Raw genomic sequence first — 20961 nt, 5'->3', positions numbered from 1 at the left:
GCAACACCATGGTTAAGCAGTCCATTTTCGGTCGGATCTCGCAGCTCGCCAAGGCAAACATCAACGCCTTGCTGGACCAGGCTGAGGACCCGCAGAAGATGCTGGACCAGATGGTCCGCGACTACACAAACAACATTGCCGAGGCGGAATCAGCCGTAGCCCAGACCATCGGTAATCTCCGGATGCTGCAGGCCGACTACAACGAAGATGTCAAGAACGCCCAGGACTGGGGCAACAAAGCCTTGGCAGCGTCGCGGAAGGCCGATGAGTACCGCTCGGCCGGTGATCCTGTTGATGCCCAGAAGTTCGACAACCTTGCAAAGGTGGCCATCCAGCGTCAGATGACCGCAGAGTCCGAAGCGAAGGCAGCAGAACCGAGCATTGCTTCCCAGACTGAGGTAGTGGACAAGCTCAAGACCGGGCTTGACCAAATGAAGAACAAGCTCAACCAGCTAACCGCCAAGCGCAACGAACTGGTAGCACGCTCCAAGACCGCTGCCGCGCAGTCCCAGGTGCACGACGCCCTCAAGAGCATCGACATTATGGATCCCACCAGCGAGGTTGGCCGCTTCGAAGAGAAAATCCGCCGTGAAGAGGCCAAGGTTTTGGGCCAGCAGGAACTCGCCAGCTCCAGCCTTGACGCCCAGTTCAACCAGCTCGAAGACCTCGGAGAGCAGACCGAGATTGAAGCCCGCCTTGCGGCCTTGAAGTCGGGCGGCTCCAAGCCCGCCATCGGCGCAGGAGCCCCGGCGTCAACCGGCGCAACAGTCGACGAAGCTGACTTCGACAAGCTCTAAGGAACGCATCGGGCGGACAGCCCAAAGCCGTGCTCGCGGAACCAGAATGGGCCGGATCCTGAAAGGGATCCGGCCCATTTTTGCTTTGCGCTCCTCGTCCAGCCTTAGGAAGGCACTGACGGATCTTGCCCGGGGCTGACGTCGGTCGCCACTTCTGCGCGGATCTCGAAGCCCTTGGGGTGGAAATAGGTGACCGTGCACTCCAAGACCTCTCCGTGAGGTCCAAGCGTAGTCCGTTCCAAGCGTGGCACCATGGCGAACCCTCGGACGTTGAGAGCGTCTGCCAGGTGCTCGGGCGGTGCATGCATGGTCACGGTTATTTCTGCCCGGTGGAGGGGCTTCAGCGTCCTGTCCTGGATGACCTGGTAGATGGAGTTCCGCTCGGCATCCGCCAGGCTGATATGGCGGCCGATATGCGACGGGATGAAAATCTCCGCAATGGCATAAGGCCATCCGGCGCTTGAGTAGGAGCGGCGGATCACCAGCACCAGGTTGTCGTCTGACACCAGCTTGGCCGGCACTGACTTGTCCTTCTCCATCCACTTGTATTCGATGAGTCCCTTGACGGTCTTCATTCCGGCCGCAGTAAACGTCTCCATGAATGGCGCCAAGCGGTTCAGCATCTTTGCAGGACGTTGGGCCATCACGAAAGTCCCCTTGCCCTGCCGTCGGACCAGCAAACCCTTCACGACCAGGGTTTCGATCGCTTTTCGAACAGTGGTCCGGCTGATGCCGTAGGCATCCATCAGGAACTCTTCCGTAGGTATCCGGGAGCCTGGCTCCAGACGGCTGACGTGATCCGTTAGAACGTCAGCCACCTGCTGATACACGGCAACAGGACCATCCCTCTGAAGGACTTCACGCCCATCTCCAAGTTTGTAGTCTTCATTGACCATTGGGCGTCCCATCCATTTCTTGCCTCAGCAAATCCGGGTTTGATGCTAGCACCGGTACCCCGGTGACCAGTTAAACAAAAGATCCGGATCAGTTGTCACTGATCCGGATCTTTCTCCAGTTGCGGGGACAGGATTTGAACCTGTGACCTCTGGGTTATGAGCCCAGCGAGCTACCGAACTGCTCCACCCCGCGTCGCAAGAACAACTCTACCGCACCCTCCAGGGTGCTTATGACCATATGGCATCTAAGGTGCCGCAGATCACTCCCCCGCGCCTGAACGAATGCCTATAGACCGTGGATCGCTTCCGCATCATGCCGCGACCGCGTCCACCATTCCCACCAGAACTCTGCGGGCCAGGCCGAACCCGAGGGACGTGAGAGAGGGTTGGGACCAAACCCGAGGGACGTGAGAGAGGGTTGGGACCAAACCCGAGGGAAGTGAGAGAGGGTCGGGACCAAACCCGAGGGACGTGAGAGAGGGTTGGGACCAAACCCGAGGGACGTGAGAGAGGGTCCGGCTTGCGTGCGGGGGCTTCAGGGATTGCGGGCAAAACAAAAGGTCCGGATCAGTGTTTACTGATCCGGACCTTTTTCTCCAGTTGCGGGGACAGGATTTGAACCTGTGACCTCTGGGTTATGAGCCCAGCGAGCTACCGAACTGCTCCACCCCCCCGCGTCGCAAGAACAACATTACCGTCCGGTGAATGTCAGACCAAATCCTGGCGACGTGATGTGCATCTCCCCTAACGCGAAAGGCCGGCACCCGCCCCCGACAGGGAGCAGGCGCCGGCCTTTGGCCGCCTACAGAGCTAGCTGCTTGGCGACGGCGACGGTGTCGCGCTGGGAGTAGCTCCCGGCGTCGCTGTCGGCGCAGGCGTAGCGTCCAAACGGGCCTGAGCGTCGATCGCCTTCTTCAGTGCCTCAGACAACTTGGTCTGTTGCGCACCGTAGCCGGCGAAGTCGCCCTTGGCCAATGCGGCCTGGCCGTCCTGAATAGCCTTGTTGGCCTCATCGAGGGCTGCCTTGAGGTCGGCCTTGGCGTCGGTGGGCCCGGCAGGCGGCGGAGTGGTGCCAGGAGGCGAGGTAGGCGTCTGGCCATTGTTGTCGGAGTCGCCGGCAGTAGCACCGGAATCACCGCCGAACAACTGGTCCAAAGCTTCATCCAAAGTGGGCGCGAAGCCGATCTTGTCACCGAATGCCACCAGCACACGCTGCAATGTGGGGTACGACGTCTCACCTGTGGACTTCAGGTAGACAGGCTGCACGTAGAGCAGACCACCGCCTACAGGAAGAGTCAACAGGTTGCCGTTCAGTACATCGGATGCACCCTGCCTCAGAAGGTTAAGCGCCTGAGAGACGGTGGGATCAGAGTTGAACTTGTTTTGCGCCTGTCCGGGACCCGGGACCTGTGTATCGGTCGGGAGCTCCAGGAGCCGCAGCTTTCCGTAACTCTCCCCCTTGACTCCCTTGACGTTTCCGGCGTCCGAGTCAGCCGCCAGGAACCCGTAAAGGATGTTCCGGGCGCTGCCGTTGACCGTTTGAGGAATGAAGGACGAGGTCAGCTGGAACGCCGGCTTCTCCTGGTCGGGCATCTGCAGCGACATGTAGAACGGCGGCTGCTTGACGGCTTCCGAAACGGTGGGATCGTTCGGAACACTCCAAGCATCGTTGTTCTGGTAGAAGCTGTCCGGGTCGGTCACGTGGTAGCGGCCGAGCAGTTCACGCTGGACCTTGAACAGGTCCTCTGGGTAGCGAACGTGGCTCATGAGATCGCCGGACATTTCCGAGTACGGCTTGATGACCGTGGGGAAGACCTTTTGCCATGCCTTCAGGATGGGGTCCTGGTCATCCCATGCGTAGAGGTTGACGGAGCCGTCATAGGCGTCCACTGTTGCCTTGACCGAGTTGCGGATGTAGTTCACCGAGCTGTTCGGCAAGGCGACAGTACGTCCTGCACTGGTTTGCGAGTCCACAGTAGCGTTCTGCAGCTGCTGCGGCTGGGAGTACGGGAAGTACTGGCTGGTGGTGTAGCCGTCAACAATCCACTTGACGCGGCCGTCCACAACTGCCGGGTAGGCGTTGCCGTCGACGGTCAGGTAAGGGGCGAGCTTCTCAACGCGTTCGCGTGGGTTGCGTTCGTAGAGAATCTGGGATTCAGCATTCACGCCGTCCGAGAGCAACAGGTCTGAAGACTGGAACTTGATGGAGTACAGGATCCTGTTGAGCCAGTTGCCTACGTTCGGTCCGCCGTTGCCGCTGAAAGTGTACTGCGTCTCTCCACCACCTTCCCGCCCTGCTGGTCGGTCCTGCTCGCGGTTCGGGGCACCGTCCGGCGCTCCGACGATGGAGTATTCGGGAGAATTTTCGCCGAAGTAGATACGGGGCTCGTATGAAGTGTCATTGCCGAGGACGCCGTTGGACGGGATGCCAGACTGCAGGAACTCCGGCTTGCCGTCGGCCGTGAACTTGTTGCCCTTGGCTGCGACAACGCCATAACCATGGGTGTAAACGATGTGCCTGTTAACCCATGTCTGCTGGTTGGCGCTCAGGCCATCCGGGTTCAGTTCGCGAACCGCAATTACGGTGTCCTGGACTTTGCCGTCAACCATGTAGCGGTCAACATTCAGGGTTTGCGGGAACTGGTAGTACGGGCGGTACTGCTCAAGCTGGGCAAACGCCGAGGAAATGAGGTTCGGGTCAAGGAGACGGATATTGGCAGTAGTCTGCGCGTCCGCTGCCAAGGCACCCGTAGTCGCCGTGGTGGTGGCGTTGTAAGCCGACACATCGATCTTGTCCAGACCGTACGCTGCCCGCGTCATCTTGATATTTCGATCAATGAACTCCTTTTCCAAGGTGTTCTCCGACGGACGAACCTGGAACTGCTGAATAACCCATGGATAAACACCGCCTGCCAGAATGGCGGTGATGACCAACATCGCGGTACCGATCACCGGCAGGCGCCACCGACCAATGATCGCGGCAATGATGAACAGGATGGCCACAAGGCCCGCAGCCACAGCAAGGATCGCTTTGGTGGGGACAACGGCATTAACATCCGTGTACAGCGCACCGGCCCAGCGGCCCGAGTTGCTCTGGACAGTTGTGTACCTGTCCAGCCAGAAGTTAACGCCCAGCAGGATCAGGAAGAGTGCACCTGTTACCGCGATGTGGATCTGCGCTGCACGGCTGGTGAAGATGCCACGCTCCATAAGACGGATGCTGCCGTACAGATAGTGGGTCAGGATGCCTGCGATACCGGCTACGACGGCAATGCTGATCAGGAAGCCTGTGATGAAACCCAGGAACGGCAGCGACATCAGATAGAAGCTGATGTCCATGTTGAACAATGGGTCTGCCTGACCGAAGGGCTCCTGGTTGAAGAACAACAGGGCCTTCTGCCACTGGCTGGCTGCCGCGCTGCCGGCAAAGAGCCCGAACAGGATGGGCAGGCCGATCATGACCACGCGGCGGACAGGCTCAAGCTGAGCCTGGTAGCGGTTGAGGTTGTCCCGGGCCTCGGCATCAGGCGCATAGACGGGCCGGGAGCGGTAGGCGATCCTGATGGCAAAGAACACCGCGGCAAACATCATGGCGAAACCGATGAGGAACGTAATGATCCTGGCTAGGTTTTCGCGGATATAAACTTCGAAGAAGCCAAGCTGCTGGTACCACAGGACGTCAGTCCACACATTGGCGAAGAAAATGAACCCGACGACGGCCACTGCCACGACAATGAGCGTCGGAGTCAGGGCACCTCGTCTCAGCGGTGATCTTCCGGGCGGGTTGGAGCTGGCGGGACGGGACAAACTCTGTACCTCATTGGTGTCAGTGAACAGTCGGTGTGCGCGTGTTGACTTTTTCTGCCGCTGGGATGTGGCAGGGGCCGTCATCTATGCCACGAGTGGCGGTGAAGCTAAGTTCCACCGTCAGTCTAGTTGTTTGTGCAGGTGGGAAGGCTCCCCGTGTCCTGACCGGATCCGAGCCGCTCCACGGCCGAGGTCGCATCGGCCAAAGTTTCCACTTTGACAACCTGAAGTCCGTTGGGAACATGGCCCACGACATCGGCACAATTGGATGCCGGCGCCAAGAACATGGTGGCACCCTGTTGACGGGCGCCGATCATCTTTTGGGCAATGCCCCCGATAGGTCCCACGGCGCCATCGGCGGTGATGGTGCCAGTGCCGGCGACGTGCTTGCCGCCTGTGAGGTCCCCGGGCGTGAGGTTGTCCACGATCCCCAGAGCAAACATCATGCCTGCGCTTGGTCCACCAACATTGTCCAAGGAAATGCTGACGTCGAACGGGAATGTGAAGTCGCTGGCCAGCAGCACGCCCAGAACGTACCGGTCGGCTTGGTTCTTGGTGGGGGTTATCGTTTCAGAAACTGCGGTGCCGTTCCTGTCCAAGCCGACCACCGCCGGGGACCCAGCACCGGCGGCAAGCTCAGCTTGGACCACGCTCATGGACGTGATCGCCTTGCCATTGATGGAGACCAGACGGTCACCCTCCTGGATTTTCCCTGCGGATGGTGACGGCTCAGACAAACCTGCCACGTTGAGCCGCTGCTCAAAAGGAATCTCGAGCTCACGCAACGCCGCAGCCACCGCATTCTCCTGCGATGTCTCCATGGCAATTTCACCCTGCTGCACCGTCTGCTCGGCCGTGGTGCCCTTGGGATAGATGAGTTCTTCCGGATAGATGGCTTTGGAGGGATCCACCCAGGCGCGGAAAACATCAAAGATGGTGGCCGGACTCTTCGGACCGCCGGTCATGACCACGGTAGTCAGGTCAAGGTTGCCGTTCGCCGGAAAGGACTCGCGGCCGGAAATACTAATGACCGGTTTGTCTCCGTCCTTACCAAGGGTGTTGAACGTGGGACCCGCCGACTCTATGACATACGGCACCGGCAACGCTGCTGCCCCGATGCCCAGGCCGAGAGCGAGGAGCCCTGAGATCACCATGATCATGTACCGGCCGTCGCGGGGCGGTGCCGTCGGCGCGGAGGTGAAATCGGCGTCGGGCGTCTGACGCGGGTCCAATGAGCCCTCGGGGCTGGGCGAAGTAAGCATTGAGGCCTCTCTATGCCGGCGTTGCGTGACCGGATCCATGGCTCCTGCCGCCGAAAGCGGCGGCGGCACATACCAAACATCAACACTACGCGGTCTGACGTTGCAGGACTGCTTTGCCTACAGCGAACGGCACCTCCTCCGGGCAGACAGCCTTCCGGCCGCGCGGTACGGTGAAAGAGATCACCAGCCAGTTCGACGATCGGCGGCACCATGACTTCCAACCCCAACAATCCGTCCAACGACGACGACACCCCCAAGGATCCGCTGGCAGAAATGCTCCAGAACCTGATGGGCGGTCAGGGCATGGGCAACATCGATCCCGCCGAGCTGGCCAAGGCCGCGGGCCTGCCCAACGATCCCCAGCTTCTTCAGCAGATGTTCGCCCAGGTTCAGGCAATGATGAGCTCCACGTCTGAAGGCCCTGTGAATTGGCAACTGGCGCACGAGAATGCGCGGCGCGTCGCTGCTGCCGGTACAGATCCCTCGGTAAATGCTCAGCAGACCAGGGAAGTCGACGAAGCACTGAGGCTTGCGGAACTTTGGCTGGACCCAGTGACTGATCTCTCGGCAACGGGCCTGATCGGCCGGGCGTGGTCGAGGGCCGAATGGGTCGAAGCGACGCTGGGGACGTGGAAGCGCCTGACCGAGCCGGTCGCCAACAGCATCGCCAATGCCTTGTCCAATGCGCTCACCCAGCAAATGCCTGAAGAAATGAAGTCCATGATGGGTGGCGCCTCGTCCATGCTGCAAAACATGGGCGGAGCGATATTTGGCATGCAACTTGGACAGGCTATCGGGGCATTGTCAGCCGAGGTTGTGAGCTCCACAGACATCGGTGTCCCCCTGGCAGACCTGGAAATGGCCTTGCTGCCGGCTAACGTTGCCAAATTCGGGGAAGGCCTCAGCCTCCCCGAGAACGACGTTCGACTCTTCCTCGCCGTACGTGAAGCTGCCCACGCGCGGCTGTTCGTCCAAGTGCCCTGGTTGCGTGGCCACCTGCTGGGTGCCATTGAGGCATACGCCCGCGGCATTCACATCGATATGTCCCGCATTGAAGACCTCGCCCGGGACCTTGACCCGAGCAACCCCGAAGGAATTCAGGAAGCACTGTCCCAGGGAGTCTTCACACCGGAACGCACTCCCGTGCAGACGGCCGCGCTGGAGAAGCTCGAAACAGCGCTTGCTCTGGTGGAAGGCTGGGTGGACGAGCTCACAGCGGAAGCAACCAGCAAGGTGCTGCCGTCATCGACTGCGCTGCGCGAAACCGTGCGTCGTCGTCGCGCAACAGGCGGACCGGCCGAGCACGCATTCTCGTCCCTCGTTGGTTTGGAACTTCGCCCCCGCAGGCTCCGGGAAGCAGCAACGCTGTGGGCCACGCTGAAGGAAGAACGTGGAATCGCCGGCCGTGACGCAATCTGGCACCACCCGGATCTCCTGCCCACCGGTGAGGACCTGGACGACCCCAAGGGCTTCTCCGAACGTCGGCGCCTTGCCGAGGCAAGTGACAGCGAAGTTGATGACGCCCTGCAGAAGCTTCTGAGCGGCGGCTACGAGACCTCCGACGGCGATGAAGGAGAAGCTTCGGATTCAAAGGACACGTCCACGGAGAAGGGATCCGGCAAAGAGCCGGAAACGGATGAGTCCGACCCCGAGGCACCCACCAAATAGGCTCCGCCCTCGACAACAGAAGTTTGCAACGGCCGCCATCTCCATGGCGGCCGTTGTTCGTTTAAGGCACCGTCATCGGGTAAATTCCGTCGTCCGGGCTTAGTCAGCCACGTCCCCAGCTGGAACGCTGGAGTTTTCCGAGCCTTGTTCTTCCGGGAGTCCCCGGGATGTAGCAAAGGCAACGCCTTCCAGAAAGGCCTTTGCCCGATGAGTCTCAGGGTATGCCTCGACCAGTCTCCAGAACTCTGCGTTGTGGCCCGCCACCAGCAAGTGCGCGAGCTCATGCACCAGGACGTAGTCGATGACCCATTGCGGCATGGGTTGCAGCTTGTTCGACAACCTGATGGTGCCGTCCGCAGGAGTCGCCGAACCCCACCGGGAGTTCTGGTTGGACACCCAGCGAACCGACGTCGGAACCGCCCGCCCGCCGAGGTACGTCCGAGAAAGGTGCTCGGCATGATTGGCGAGGGCTTGGTCCGTGGCGGGACGGCGCCTGCCAGCACCCGCTTGCCGTTCTCCCTGTTTCTTCAGCTTGGCCAGCATTCGCCGGACCCACTCACGTTCCTGGGACTTGGTGAAGCTCGCCGGGATAGCGACCACGGCCTTCCCGTCTTCCCAAAATGCAGCAACAGTTCGGCGGCGCCTGGCTGATCGACGCACGACGACCGGAGCGCCGTCGTCCGTAGTGTGCGGAACGCCGGCATCGGTGGCGGATGGACGCGTCATCAGAGCTCCGAACTCTCAGCGAGTACGGCCAGGACAGCTTCGCCATAGCGTTCAAGCTTGGATGGGCCAATCCCAGCCAGGCCAGCCAGTTCCTCAAGCGATGAAGGCTTGGCTTCGGCGATTGCCGTGAGCGTAGCGTCCGTGAAGACAACATAGGCCGGAACGTCGGCCGTCTGGGCTTCGTCCCTGCGCCACTGCCTCAGCGCATCGAACGTTTGTTCCTCATATGTGGGCGGGCACTGGTTACAGCGCCCCACCTTCCGCTCGGCTCCACTTGCCAGCATGCTTCCGCAGACCTTGCACGAAGCCGGTGCGGCAGCTTTCCGTCGGGTGGGACCTGTCTTGCTGCGTGCGTTGGCGGAAGCCACGGAATTGGGACGAAGTCCGTCAAGGAACCTTGACGGCTTGCGGTTGGCGCGGCCACCCGGCGTTCGGGCTGTGGACCATGAGAGATTCAGATGCTCGCGAGCGCGGGTGATGCCGACATAGAGCAACCTGCGTTCTTCGTCAACGTCCTCCGGGGTGTCTGCGAAGGAAATGGGCATGAGGCCTTCGCTGAGGCCCACCAGGAACACGGCATCCCATTCCAGGCCCTTGGCGGCGTGAAGGGAAGCCAGAGTCACACCTTGAACGGTTGGCGCGTGCTGCGCGACCGATCGCTCTTGTAGCTCGTTGACGAACTCAGCCAGGGTGAAGGACTCTCCGCGGCTGACGGCAAGCTCATCAGCCAGTGCGACCAAAGCTGCCAGGGATTCCCAACGCTCTCGCAGTGCACCTCCGCTATGGGGGGCGGCATCCGTATACCCGAGTGACGCAACGATGTCCCGAACGATTTGGCCCAGTGCTTCCTGGGGTCCTTCGGCCACGGCGCGGGTTGCCGCCCGTAACTGGAGGATCGCATCACGGACTTCCTTGCGTGCGAAGAACCGTTCCCCTCCCCGAAGCTGGTAGCCAATCCCGGCTGAAGCAAGGGCTTGCTCATACGCTTCAGACTGGCCGTTGGTGCGGAACAAGATAGCAATCTCGCTGGCCTTGACTCCGGTATTGAGCAGCTCCTGGATTCGGCCTGCCACCACGGCTGCCTCGGCCTCGTCATCCGGGCACTCCATGAACCGCGGGTCCGGTCCGGAGGGCCGCTGCGCGACGAGCTTGAGGGGAGGCGCCCACGCTGCATCTGCCACCGGGCCGCCGCTTCGTCGGGAGCCGAGGAGGTCGTTGGCGAGCTTCACCACTTGCGGGGTGGACCGGTAGTCACGAATGAGCTTGACGACTGTGGCTCCCGGGAACTGTGCTTTGAACCCCAGAAGGTGCTTGGGTGAAGCTCCGGTGAAGGAGTAGATGGTCTGGCTGGCATCGCCCACCACACACAACTCGTTCCGGCCTCCGAGCCACAAATCCAACAGCCGTTGTTGCAGGGGCGAGACGTCCTGGTATTCGTCCACCACGAAGTGGCGGTATTGTTCCCGGACTGTTGCCGCTACTTTCGGATCCTCCTGGAGGATCCCTACCGTGATGAGGAGAACGTCTTCAAAGTCGATGACGTTCCGGTCGGTTTTGATGTCCTCGTATGCCTGGAACACCCGGGCGACCGCAGTGAGGTCGAAACCTCCGGGAGTACCACGGTCTTGGGCATTCTCCAGGTAGTTGGCGGGCGTCAGCATGGACACCTTGGCCCACTCAATCTCGGCCGCAAGGTCCCTGATGGATGCACGGTCAGTGCTGAGGCGAAGCCTGCGGGAGGCCTCGGCGATCATGTTGGCCTTGTGGTCCAGCAGATTAGGTAGAGTGCCGCCGATTGCCTGCGGCCAAAAGAACTGCAACTGCCTCAAAGCGGCGGCGTGGAAGGTACGGGCTTGAACGTTGGCAACACCAAGATCGCGAAGCCTGCTGCGCATCTCAGCTGCGGCCCGGGCGGTAAAGGTCACGGCCAGAAGCCTCTGGGGGCTGTACACCCCGGAGTGGACCCCATAGGCAATGCGATGAGTGATGGCGCGTGTTTTTCCCGTGCCTGCCCCCGCGAGGACGCACATGGGTCCCGTCAAAGTACTGGCTACTTCGCGTTGCTCTTCATCCAGGCCGCTAAGTATGCGCTCCTCCAGTGAGCCTCCGCCGTCGAAAATTCCTTCGGTCACGGCTGGAGGTCTTCGATGACGCCGCCGTACCAATGCTCAATCAATGAACGCGCGATGGACAAGCGCGTTGAGATGGTGATTTCACCGCTCAGCACAGCTTCCTGCAGCTCCTCGCGGCTGAACCACCGAGCCCGGGTGACCTCTACGCCGTCGGGCCGCGCTACGGCGTCGTTGGTTCTGGCGGTGAATCCCAGCATGAGGGAGGCAGGGAACGGCCACGACTGTGAACCGAGATACTGGCAGGCCGTCACACGGACACCCACTTCCTCCCCGATTTCCCGAACAACAGCCTGCTCCAGCGATTCACCCGGCTCAACGAATCCTGCGAGCGTCGAGTAGTTCCTGGCGTCCACGGGCCCTCCGCCGCCCAGCAGAAGCCGGCCATCAGGGCCAACCACCGTGACGATAATGGCGGGATCCGTCCGCGGGTAATGCTCCGAGTTGTCCTTGGGACAGCGCCGAACCCAGCCCCCGGCTTCGATGTCCGTGGGCGTGCCGCACTGCGGGCAATGCGTGTGGGTTGCATGCCAGTTGGAGATTGCGCTGGCCTCAATGAACAAAGCGGTGTCCTTGGCGTCCAGACGCGCCGCAACATCCCGGAAGCCTGCCCATTCAGCACCCAGCGGGACCGTGGCGGTGCCCGGCGCCGGCGGTTCCGCGACAGTGAACAGCACAACGGACGTGCCTTCCGGCAATGATGACGACGTCAAGGTGGTGCCCAGGTAGATGGCAGCAACAGCACCGCCACCCGACGCGTTAAGAGCGTCCCAGAGCGGAGCGGCATCCCCGAACCAGAGACCGTCAGCAGTCACCAGCGCTTTGCGCTGCGAAATGACCATGGCCTTGGCCGTACCGGAAGCGACGAGATCCTCAACCATCCCAGGCTTCATACGGACGCCCGAGCCGCGATCCACCATGGCAGGGCGGACGGGAAGAACGGTCTCCATCAGGTGATTGGCAAGCGCCGGCGACTCCGTATAACTCATGTCTCTACCGTACTGACTCGTACCGACAAAAAACATTTGGAAAGGTCCCCTGTTGTGGACACCACCCCAGGGGATCACCCGCTTGGGCAGCTACGCCGTGCTTTCCCCCACATTTGAAGGGTATTTGCTGCGGATCTGAAGACTCGCCGCACTGCATCATGGCCACGGGCCGCACTCAATCTACCGTGGAGAACGTGAGAAGAACACCGCTCGAACTGGCCGCCATAGCAACCGCGGCGGTGCCTGGCCTTTCGCCGACGGCCGCAGCCTATTCCCCCGACGACGACGCAGACTTCGACTCAGCGTCGCTGCTCGACGCAGAAGGCAAACGCTGGCGGGTCCGCTCACCGCGACATCCGGAAGCCAGCACGCGCCTGGAAACCGAATTCATGGTGTTGCGGGCTTTCGCCCCGGCCATCCGCGCTGAGCTGCCTTTTCATGTGCCCACCATCGCCGGCACGGTGCGGCAAGGAGCCTTGACGACGTTCGTCTACGCCCACATGCAAGGCTCCACGCTTTCCATCGAAGAACTTTCAGCCGGCAGTCCTGCCCTGGCCCGGGAAGTCGGAGCAGCCCTGGCAGCCATTCACGACTTGCCACTGACCTTGGTCACCAACGCCGACCTTCCCAGTTACTCGGCCAATGAGTTCCGGCAACGCAAACTCAACGAGCTTGACCAAGCAGCAACCACGGGCAAGATTCCGGCCACCCTGCTGCGCCGCTGGGAACACGCCCTCGAAGACGTTGCACTTTGGCGCTTCAATCCTTCAGTGGTCCACGGGGACCTTCATGAAGACAACCTGATGGTGCAGGATGACACCGTGACGGCCCTGACGGGTTGGACCGATCTCCGAATCGGCGATCCTGCCGACGACTTCGCCTGGTTGGTGGCATCCAACGAAGCCTCGTTTGTTGAGGCCGTTTTGAACCACTACACGCAAGCCCGCCGCGACGTCCCTGACGCCCACCTACTCCGCCGGGCCGCTCTCCTGGCCGAGTTCGCCCTGGCACAGTACCTGGTCAAGGCCATGGCCGCCGGGCACCAGAGCATGACGGCAGAAGCCGAGTCAATGCTCCAGACACTCGCCGATGACATCGACGAGCAAGTGCGCCGCGATGAAGAAGCTGCACAAGCCGCTGAGGACGAGGCCGCTGAGCTGAGGGCGTCGGACTCACCGGCAGAGAGGCCCGCCGTCAGCGTCGCGGCTATCCCCGATGCGGAGTCAGAGAGCCCTGAACACGGCGACTCAGGCACGAGGTCACTCCATGACGACACTTCCACTGCGGCCATCAGTGTTGTCAGCGTGACCCCGCTTCACGCGGCCGAACGTTCCTAGACTCCGTGGCCGGACTCCAGATGTCCCGGTAACTCAGCGACTGCTCTTGAGCGCCTTCGCGACAATCAGCTCAAGTTCCTCGGCGCTGCCAAGATCGTGCGGACGCACCACAGCATCATCCGCCACATAGTAGAACGCTGCGCTGACGTCCTCGAGGGGCACATCTTTAAGTCTGGCCCACGCGAGCCGGTAAACGGCCAGCTGCACCGCCCGAATCGCCAGTTGTTGACCTGCGGGGCGTCGTCCGGTTTTCCAGTCAATGAGTTGCCAGCGGCCGTCGGCGTCACGGAACACGGCGTCGATGCGTCCACGGACTACGACGTCGCCAATCCGCGTCTCCACAGGTACTTCGACGAAAGCAGGAGCGCGCTGGGCCCACTCGGACTTCTTGAAAGCCGCCACCATGTCATCCAAGCCGTAGGCCTCGTCGATGTGGGAGTCCGAACCGGGCGCTTCATCGAGGTCCAGCATGCCGGTTGTTCCGAAGTACTCCTCGACCCATGCATGGAAGGCAGTGCCCTTGCGCGCCGAAATGCCCGGTTCACGGGGAACGGGCCTGCGCAGCTGGGACAGAACGGCCGCAGGGTCAGCGCCGAGGTCCACGAAGAGGGAGGCAGAAATATGGCTGGGCAGGTGGACATCCTGAACGGTCTTAGCCTGCCGTTGGCGATCCAACAGTAGTTCTGCCTCTTGGGACCACTTCCCGGCCGCACCAGTCAGGTCATTTGAGGGTGCATGGCCGGGTTCCTCGATGTATCCGCGGACCAGGGCCGCGGCCCGGTCCATGGCAGAACGTCTGCCGGGAGTCAGCCTTAGGCGGGCACCGGTCCGTGGGTCTGAAGGCCCTTCCAAGGGGTCATAGGGGAATTGAGCAACCTCAAGCGCTGCGGTCAACGGGCTTTCTTCAGGCAAGGCCTCCTCGGCCACCGATTCCGCATGGATGACCGCACTGGCGAGCGACTGCATGCGGGCAGCACCGTCTTCCACTGCAGCTACTGCGGCAAGGGGTGCCAGTTCAGAGAGAAAGGCAGACATGCCGGCCATTCCCGACCGAGAGCCGTTCCAGGCAGCGCTGGAAGCCCACAGTACGAACTTCGCCCGGGTGTAGGCGACGTAGGCGAGTCTTCTCTCTTCGGCCTCACCGTGATGCTGGACTTCGGATTTGAAGTCTTTCTCCGCGTCCAGCCATCCCTTTTGGTCGGGCTGATCCAGGTCCCATTGGGGAAGGTCGGCACGATCACCCCGCAAGGGCCACGGCAAGGCCGCGGCGCCGGTGCTCCACCGCGAATCCCTGTTGCTGGGGAACGAACCGGCGTTGAGGCCGGGGACAAAGACAACGTCCCATTCCAAACCCTTGGAAGCATGGACGGTCAGCAATTGCACCGCTTCCCGGTTGGTCTCAACGGGTGCCACGTCCAAGCCCCCTTCCTCGGAGGCCGCAGCCTCCAGCCAGGACAAGAACGCCAGTAGGTCGATGCGCTGTGATGTCTGCAGGAACCCGGCCGCTGCATCCTGAAAAGCATCCAGGTTGCGGCGTGCCTGGTGGATGCTGATTCCGGGCTTGGCAGTCACCTCGATGTCCAGGAGCATTGCTCGTTCCACCTCGCCCAGAAGTGTGGTGAGGTCGTCGCCGATGTAGCTCCTCAGGGAGCGGAGCTCCGAGGCAAGGCTGGTCAGTCGATCCAGGGCGGCAGCGCTCAGGCTCCGCCCATGCCCTGAAGTCCAGCCCGGCCGGGGAAGGAAGTCAAGGGCCTCCACGAGGCTTGCGGCATCGGTGATGTCGCTTTCAACCACTACGCCTGCGGGTTCTTCGTTGTCGTCAAAAGATTCAGGCTGGGCTTCCGGAGCAGACCGGCGGCGGGCAAGGAAACGGGACCAGTCGCTGAACGCCATCAAATCTGCCGGACCAATCCGCCATCGTGCCCCGGCCAACAACCTCATAAGAGCATCGGAACGTCCTGGATCGGCGAGGACCCGCAACGTCGCCACCAGATCCACGATCTCTGGTGTGTCCAGCAAGCCGCCGAGTCCCACGATCTCGTAGGGAATGCCCTGGAGTTCGAACTCGCGGCGGAGGCACTCCATCTGCGCCCGTCGGCGACACAGGACCGCCATGGTGGGTTTGACCGGGGTGCCGTCTTTCTCTTCCTCGAAAACAGTTCTTTGGTAGCGCCGGACATCGCGGGCTATGACGGTGGCCTCGTCTTCATCCGTGCCGAAGCGACCGATCACTACGCTCCCATCCACCGCTGCAGGGCTGGGTACCAACGCGGGGACTGAGACATTACCGGCTGTCTTCCTGTCCCCTGCCGGACCCTCCGATGCTGCCGCCCTGTTCAAGGGCGCTGCGATGGTGTTGGCGGCTTGGAGGATGTTTCTGCCGTTCCGCCAGGCAGTGGTCAGGTAGGAGGTGGGCGCGACGGAGTAGGACTCATTGTCGCCGGAGTGGTCCGCATGCCGCACGGGAAACTCCTGCACAAAGTGGAAGAGTTGCCCTGCAGAAGCGCCGCGGAATCCGTATATCGACTGGTTCGGGTCGCCTACCGCGGTCACTGCGTGGCCCTGTCCGAAAAGACGCGAGAACAGAACAAGCTGCGCGTGGGAGGTGTCCTGGAACTCATCCAGGAGCACCACTTTGTAGCGGGCACGTTCGGTGGTGGCAGCGAGAGGGATGTCGCTCGCAATCCGCGCCGCAAGAGCCACGAGGTCACCGAAATCAAGGACACCGCGCTGACGCTTCGCTTCCTGGTAGCGGACCACCATGTCGGCAACGCTGCCGCGTGTCCGGAGCATCGCCGCAAGTTCGCCGGCTGCCTGCGTTGGATTCTTCTTAGCCCCGGCTACATAGGGAAGCTCCTCAAAGGTCTGAACGCGCTCCAAGACCCAGTCCCGTACTTCCCCCGGATCCTGAAGGTGCTCGGCGCATTCACCGGCCAGCTGGATCACTGCAGTGACGAGTGTGGATTTGGCGGCAGTGAAGTGCTGGTACTCGCCGTCATACGCTTCAACGACTTCGCTGGCCAGCTGCCAGGACTGCGCTCCCCCCAGCAAGACGACATCCCGCTCGATGCCCAGGCGAAGGCCGTAATCCGACACGATGCCGCTTGCATAGGAGTGGTATGTGGACACTTTAGGTTCGAGGTCGTCGGCTTCGAGGAGTCCCTCCGGGAAGCCAATGCTACCGTCGTCCGCCGCCGCTATCCGCTGGAGGGTAGCCAGCTTGGACCGTATCCGACTCGCCAGCTCTCCCGCTGCCTTGCGAGTGAACGTCACGCCGAGCACTTCTTCAGGACGCACCCAGCCGTTGGCCACTAGCCACACCACCCGGTCCGCCATGGTGGCCGTTTTGCCAGAACCCGCTCCGGCGATCACCAGACGGGGCGAAAGAGGTGAGGCAATAATGGCTGCCTGTTCAGGCGTAGGGTGGTTCTTCTCGCCGAGGATGCCGGCCAGTTCAGAAGGTGAAAACCTTGGCTCGGGAACTACCTCTACACCCAGGGTGCTGGAGGCGAAGCCGTCCAGGAGCTCGGTTGTCATTCGGTGACCTGCTTTCCTCTGGCGCACAACGGGCAAATATCCGGGAGTCGGCATCCATGGCCGCCATGCCCTCCCTTGCCGGGGTCGTGACGAGCTTCGAACGTCGCACCGGCCATCAGCGCGGCCGCCTCATTGACCAGGCTTTCCGCCCAGTTATCCGTCGAATCCAATGGATCCTGCTGCTGCACGGCGGGACTCTTTGTCTTCGTCCCAAGTTGGGCCAACACAGCACCGCCGGGGACGAAGCCATGACCGGACCCGGCAAGGGATCCGGCGTCGTTCGTTTCCTCCCGCGTTCCAGCATCCAGGAAGGCGCCTCTGAGAACTGCGGCCTGGTACGCACCTAGTTGGGGATGCTTGGCAACCTCAGCTTTGCCGGGTTGCCGCTTGCCGGTCTTGAGGTCCACGATCACGAGCCTGCCCTCCGGATCTATTTCGAGGCGGTCCACCTGACCCCGGAGTACGGCGTGGCGGACGGCCTCCTCATCAGGAGCATGAGGATTACCTGTGCCACCGGCATTCACGGCGATATCCGGCAGCTGAACTTCAAAGTCGTGTTCAACCGCCAGAAGGCTTCTTCCCTCGCTGCGCATGATGAGCACATACTGGGCCAACTTTCGAACCATGAGTTCCGCCCGCTGGAAATCAAGCTTCCCTTCCCAGTTGTCCTTCATACCCAAAGTGGGCCAGCGGCGTACGAGTTCAGCAACGTACTCGGCTCCCGAAGCATCGGGAAGTTCCTGCGCGATGCTGTGGACCAAGGTGCCCAGGCTGCGCGCAAAATCGGTGGCAGCTTCCCCTCCGGCTGCTTGGACGAACCAGTCCAACGGGGACTTATGGACCGCTTCCACTTTGGACGGCGAGACGGAGACGGTGCCGCCAGCCGGCACCACGGCTTCATAGGAACTCAGCGCCGCCAAACCCCACCACGAGTCAGGATGGGCACCCGGAACGGCTGGTTCCGTGCCGGCAAGCCTGGCCAGTATGCGGGCGGCTTCATGCGCGGTTCCGTTGATTCCGGTACCTGCGTCTTCCGATTGGGCGTGCTGGCGCAGTTCCGCGACAAGGGCCCTCAACGTCATGGGACGATCAACAGGCGTGTAGTCGCGCTTGTACTCACCGGAACCCAGCGGCGCCACGTAGTCCAGAAAAGCGGAAGGTTGTTCATCCTCAGAGGACACTGCCGTGCAGATCAATACTTCACGGGCGCGCGATACAGCTGTAGAGAAGCTCCTGAGTTCGTCGTAGCGAATGTCCCGGAGCCGGCTCAGGGGCCCGCGCTTCAGGGCGTAGTCCACTCCATGTTCCACGGCGTCGGCATAGACTGTGCTGCCCAGCAGCTCTCCACGCAATCGGGTGTTGGGCCACACGCCTTCCTGGAGACCCGCCACTATCACCACCGGCCATTCCCGCCCCGCCGCACTTGCGGGAGTCATGATCTCTACGCAGGCCTCCAACTGTGCCCGCGCGGCGAGGGTGTCCATAGGCAGCTCCTGGTTCAACAAGTAGTCCAGAAACTGCTCGGGGCCGGAACCGGGCAGTTGGTCCACGAAGCGTTCGGCTGTATGGAACAGAGCCATCATGGCGTCAAGGTCCCGATCGGCGCGGGCCCCGGCGTTGCCGCCTTCAAGGGCCGTTTCCGCCCAGCGGGAAGACAGTCCGGTGGCATGCCACAAAGCCCACAGAACAGATTCCGCGTTGGCCCCGGGCTCGGCGGCGGCCGCTGTACCGGCTGCGATCATGCGGGCGAGCCGGCGGGCAGAACTGCCTTCAATCCCCAATGAGGCCAAAGCCCCGGGCTGAAGCAGAGCCTCCACCAGCAAAGCGTCGCTGGAGCGGCCGCCACCGCCCGAGAGCTCCTCGCGACGCAGGGATTGCCGGAGCCTCCGCAACTCGATGGCCGTGGCTCCGCCGATGCGGGACGTCAGGAGGGAAACTGCAGTTTCCGGCGTCAGTTTTCCGGGGTCCAGGACAATGGCAAAAGCCTCCAGCAACGGCCGCACGGCGACTTCGTCACGGACAGCTGAGTCTGCCACGGGAACGCGCACCGGAATCCCCTGGCCACTCAGGTAGCGCTGCAACTGCGAAATTTGCCCGCCGTTCCGGACGATCACCGCGATGTCGCTGAACTCCCGGGATTCCCGCAGCTGCGCTTCGAGGATGCGCTGCGCCACATAGCGCAGCTCGTGCACAGCCGATGGGAGAACATGGCCCTCAACCCGACCATGATCGCTGGTAGTCGCCTGACCCGTGCCTTCCGGACGTTGCGGTTGTTCCATCTGCCTGGCCAGCTGACCACCGGAACGCTGTGAGATACGGCCTGCAACCCGGGTCCACGCCTCAGCCACCTCGGGCGTGTGCCTGTGGGTCACCGACAGCGGGCGTTCGAGAACCTTCTGCTGCGTGCCGCCCAGCAGCGATGGCAACTCTGAGACCAGGTCCGGGCGTGCGCCGCGGAAACCCTGCACTACCGTGTCCGGTGAGTAGGTCACCACGACGTCCTTGCCTTCTCCAATGTCGGCAAGAAGTTCGAATACTGCCGGATTCGATTCCTGGGCGTCGTCCACGAGGATGAGTTGGAGACGTTGCCTCTCGGCGGCGAGGAACTCCGGTGAGTCCTGGAAAATTTGCCGCGCCGTGGTGATGATCCCGGCGGGGTCAAAGGCCTCCGGCATGCGGAGGTCCAGGACATCCCTGTACTCGCTGTACAGCTCAGCCGCCGCCATCCAGTCAGGCCGTCCGCACTCGTAAGCCAGCCCAACCAAGTCCTCGGCGGTGCGCCCCGATTCAATGATGCGGTCGAACAACTGCCGGATCTCGTGACGGAAGCCGCGGGTAGGAAGTGCTGCGGTGAGATCCTCCGGCCAAGGCAGCTGGAATCCCGGGCGGGAGTGGCCTTCCAGTAACTCCTTGATGATGAGGTCCTGCTCGGGGCCCGACAAAAGCTTCGGTGGCCGCGTCAGCGGCAGGATGCCTTCGGCCTTTGCCCGCCGGATAACGTCGAAGGCATACGACGCCCAGGTGCGTGCCGGCGTCGTACTGAGACTGCGGTCCAGCCGCCCTGTGAAGGTGTCGCGCAAAGCAGCGGCGGCGTGGCGCCCGGGAGCGAGGACGAGAATTTGTTCCGGATCCAGGCCGTCTTCACGAACACGGCGGACTGCGGATTCCACGAGCACAGTCGACTTGCCGGTGCCAGGTCCTCCGGGGACAAGGACGGGGCCGCTCCCCTGCGGGAGGGAAACGACTGCGAATTGGTCCGGGGACAAAACGGGTGCCGCGTAGTGGGTCTCACGCGGCGGGAGCAGGCGGAGGGCTGCCGGTGCTTGGCGGGTTTTGGCAGGAGTGGCGGTCACACAGTCATTTCATCATCGGGCACCGACAATTTATGGAGTTGACGCTCCAACTGGTCAGAGATCACATCAAGTTGGTCAAAGTCAGGTTCTGTAGGCGCCCATCGGGCGGCTGTCAGATCGACGCGCCAACGGCCTTCACCCGTCCTCAGGAATGCCTCGTAGGCGCCGTGCAGCGGAGTGGATTCTTCCAGGTAGTGCCGCAAGGCGTCTGCTTCATGACCGGGAGGCGCTTCCCCGCTTGCCCGCAGGACACGCCACCATGCGACGGAGCTGCCGTAGTGGCTCATCACAGTCCCAACCTGCCGTGGACCGCCGGCTCCAAGAAGCTCTGCGACGTCACCATAGGCGACCGCCGAACCCGATGGAACAAGGTCCACAACGGCCAGAACAGCCGTCACGTACTCCATCCGCATGTGTTCAGCGTAACGGCAGGAGTGTCGTGCCCAAAGAGTGTCGGACC

General features: G+C 62.0%; 12 protein-coding genes and 2 tRNA genes. 3 read left to right on the top strand and 11 right to left on the bottom strand.

Annotation, left to right across the window (positions count from 1 at the left end; translation table 11 throughout):
- Nucleotides 1-8 precede the first annotated feature (8 nt).
- The gene (locus AC1RJY_RS05760; RefSeq protein WP_014922264.1) at nucleotides 9-797 is read left to right on the top strand and encodes a PspA/IM30 family protein; all 789 of its coding nucleotides are present in this window, start codon (nucleotides 9-11) and stop codon (nucleotides 795-797) included.
- A 104-nt stretch (nucleotides 798-901) separates the two neighbouring features.
- Here the strand turns inward: AC1RJY_RS05760 and AC1RJY_RS05755 are convergent, their stop codons facing one another.
- The 5 genes from AC1RJY_RS05755 to AC1RJY_RS05735 all read right to left on the bottom strand — a co-directional run bounded on the left by AC1RJY_RS05755 (nucleotide 902) and on the right by AC1RJY_RS05735 (nucleotide 6762).
- Nucleotides 902-1693 carry a GntR family transcriptional regulator gene (locus tag AC1RJY_RS05755; RefSeq protein WP_014922265.1) on the bottom strand — a complete coding sequence of 264 codons (792 nt, stop codon included), beginning with the start codon at nucleotides 1691-1693 and terminating at the stop codon, nucleotides 902-904.
- A 119-nt stretch (nucleotides 1694-1812) separates the two neighbouring features.
- Nucleotides 1813-1886, bottom strand: a tRNA-Met gene (locus AC1RJY_RS05750).
- A 407-nt stretch (nucleotides 1887-2293) separates the two neighbouring features.
- A tRNA-Met gene (locus tag AC1RJY_RS05745) sits at nucleotides 2294-2370 on the bottom strand.
- Nucleotides 2371-2503: 133 nt separating this feature from the next.
- Nucleotides 2504-5584, bottom strand: a complete 3081-nt coding sequence (locus AC1RJY_RS05740) for a UPF0182 family membrane protein (RefSeq protein ID WP_011775386.1) — start codon at nucleotides 5582-5584, stop codon at nucleotides 2504-2506.
- A gap of 41 nt (nucleotides 5585-5625) precedes the next feature.
- Nucleotides 5626-6762: a YlbL family protein gene (locus AC1RJY_RS05735; RefSeq protein WP_498601781.1), complete on the bottom strand. Its 1137-nt coding sequence runs from the start codon at nucleotides 6760-6762 to the stop codon at nucleotides 5626-5628.
- Between the two features lie 210 nt (nucleotides 6763-6972).
- Between AC1RJY_RS05735 and AC1RJY_RS05730 the strand changes: the two genes are divergently transcribed.
- The gene (locus tag AC1RJY_RS05730; RefSeq protein WP_011775388.1) at nucleotides 6973-8430 is read left to right on the top strand and encodes a zinc-dependent metalloprotease; all 1458 of its coding nucleotides are present in this window, start codon (nucleotides 6973-6975) and stop codon (nucleotides 8428-8430) included.
- A 99-nt stretch (nucleotides 8431-8529) separates the two neighbouring features.
- Here the strand turns inward: AC1RJY_RS05730 and AC1RJY_RS05725 are convergent, their stop codons facing one another.
- The 3 genes from AC1RJY_RS05725 to nudC are packed head-to-tail and all read right to left on the bottom strand — an operon-like array spanning nucleotide 8530 to nucleotide 12274.
- Nucleotides 8530-9156, bottom strand: coding sequence for a M48 metallopeptidase family protein (locus tag AC1RJY_RS05725; RefSeq protein ID WP_011775389.1), 627 nt, complete (start codon nucleotides 9154-9156; stop codon nucleotides 8530-8532).
- Nucleotides 9156-11288, bottom strand: coding sequence for an ATP-dependent DNA helicase UvrD2 (locus AC1RJY_RS05720; protein WP_498601780.1), 2133 nt, complete (start codon nucleotides 11286-11288; stop codon nucleotides 9156-9158). Before AC1RJY_RS05720 ends, AC1RJY_RS05725 begins: the two co-directional genes overlap by 1 nt.
- Entirely contained in the window at nucleotides 11285-12274 is a 990-nt protein-coding gene (gene nudC, locus AC1RJY_RS05715; RefSeq protein WP_014922269.1) for an NAD(+) diphosphatase, read from the bottom strand. The genes AC1RJY_RS05720 and nudC overlap by 4 nt, the downstream gene beginning before the upstream one ends.
- Nucleotides 12275-12468: 194 nt before the next feature.
- On the opposite strand from nudC, the gene AC1RJY_RS05710 reads away from it, so the two are divergent.
- A complete protein-coding gene (locus tag AC1RJY_RS05710; protein WP_307807155.1) occupies nucleotides 12469-13611 on the top strand; it encodes a macrolide 2'-phosphotransferase in 1143 nt (380 codons plus the stop codon).
- Between the two features lie 33 nt (nucleotides 13612-13644).
- On the opposite strand, the gene AC1RJY_RS05705 is transcribed toward AC1RJY_RS05710, so the two are convergent.
- From AC1RJY_RS05705 to AC1RJY_RS05695, 3 genes are read right to left on the bottom strand one after another with little or no spacing between them, the layout of a single operon-like run.
- A complete protein-coding gene (locus AC1RJY_RS05705) occupies nucleotides 13645-17148 on the bottom strand; it encodes an ATP-dependent helicase (RefSeq protein ID WP_498601777.1) in 3504 nt (1167 codons plus the stop codon).
- Nucleotides 17145-20501 (bottom strand): ATP-dependent helicase, encoded by a 3357-nt coding sequence (locus AC1RJY_RS05700; RefSeq protein WP_498601775.1) that lies wholly within the window; start codon nucleotides 20499-20501, stop codon nucleotides 17145-17147. The genes AC1RJY_RS05705 and AC1RJY_RS05700 overlap by 4 nt, the downstream gene beginning before the upstream one ends.
- Complete coding sequence (locus AC1RJY_RS05695) at nucleotides 20498-20914, bottom strand: MGMT family protein (RefSeq protein ID WP_498601773.1); 417 nt, start codon at nucleotides 20912-20914, stop codon at nucleotides 20498-20500. The genes AC1RJY_RS05700 and AC1RJY_RS05695 overlap by 4 nt, the downstream gene beginning before the upstream one ends.
- Nucleotides 20915-20961 lie beyond the last annotated feature (47 nt).

Source organism: Arthrobacter sp. GW822-FHT05G07 (assembly GCF_058799755.1).
Note: the sequence above shows the minus strand (reverse complement) of the source record. Positions and strands in the feature narration are given on the sequence as shown.

Excerpts from the sequence above, each read along its gene's own strand:
- AC1RJY_RS05705 (WP_498601777.1), bottom strand. The coding sequence starts at position 17,148 with ATGACAACCGAGCTCCTGGACGGCTTCGCCTCCAGCACCCTGGGTGTA.
- AC1RJY_RS05735 (WP_498601781.1), bottom strand. The coding sequence starts at position 6,762 with ATGCTTACTTCGCCCAGCCCCGAGGGCTCATTGGACCCGCGTCAGACG.
- AC1RJY_RS05755 (WP_014922265.1), bottom strand. The coding sequence starts at position 1,693 with ATGGTCAATGAAGACTACAAACTTGGAGATGGGCGTGAAGTCCTTCAG.
- AC1RJY_RS05760 (WP_014922264.1), top strand. The coding sequence starts at position 9 with ATGGTTAAGCAGTCCATTTTCGGTCGGATCTCGCAGCTCGCCAAGGCA.
- AC1RJY_RS05740 (WP_011775386.1), bottom strand. The coding sequence starts at position 5,584 with ATGACGGCCCCTGCCACATCCCAGCGGCAGAAAAAGTCAACACGCGCA.
- nudC (WP_014922269.1), bottom strand. The coding sequence starts at position 12,274 with ATGAGTTATACGGAGTCGCCGGCGCTTGCCAATCACCTGATGGAGACC.
- AC1RJY_RS05730 (WP_011775388.1), top strand. The coding sequence starts at position 6,973 with ATGACTTCCAACCCCAACAATCCGTCCAACGACGACGACACCCCCAAG.
- AC1RJY_RS05695 (WP_498601773.1), bottom strand. The coding sequence starts at position 20,914 with ATGCGGATGGAGTACGTGACGGCTGTTCTGGCCGTTGTGGACCTTGTT.
- AC1RJY_RS05725 (WP_011775389.1), bottom strand. The coding sequence starts at position 9,156 with ATGACGCGTCCATCCGCCACCGATGCCGGCGTTCCGCACACTACGGAC.